The organism is Pseudoalteromonas sp. S3178 (assembly GCF_005886985.1).
GTDB classification, from domain to species: Bacteria; Pseudomonadota; Gammaproteobacteria; order Enterobacterales; family Alteromonadaceae; genus Pseudoalteromonas; species Pseudoalteromonas carrageenovora.
On sequence record NZ_PNCW01000230.1, the window covers coordinates 1 to 402 of the forward strand.

The window sequence follows — 402 nt, forward strand, 5'->3', positions numbered from 1 at the left end:
TTGCTTTCTAGGTATGAGCACAATCATATCAGGAACAATTCAAGAAGAACGTGCATTAATTCGCAAAACTGTACGAAATGCGCGTAATACTTTATCTAAATCTGAACAAAAAGACGCTGAAGCAGCTTTATGTATTAATTTTTTTCATTATATAAAACTCCCGAAACCTGCCCATATAGCCCTGTATTTGAGTAATGATGGTGAGTTAGATACAAATCAATTAATTCAATATCTTATAGATAAAAACCATCACGTTTACCTCCCTATAATTCACCCCTTCGATGGCACAACTTTACTCTTTCAAAGATATGAGAAAAATTCACCCATGATCGCCAATCGCTATGCTATCTTGGAGCCTAAGTTGAATTGTAGCCATATATGCCCTCTTTATTCGCTTGATTA

The 402-nt window shown here is 35.1% G+C and carries 1 protein-coding gene; it reads left to right on the top strand.

The window, feature by feature from the left end; translation table 11 throughout:
* Positions 1-37: 37 nt before the first annotated feature.
* A partial coding sequence (locus CWC11_RS20745) for a 5-formyltetrahydrofolate cyclo-ligase (RefSeq protein ID WP_283241023.1) occupies positions 38-402 on the top strand: 365 nt, incomplete at its 3' end.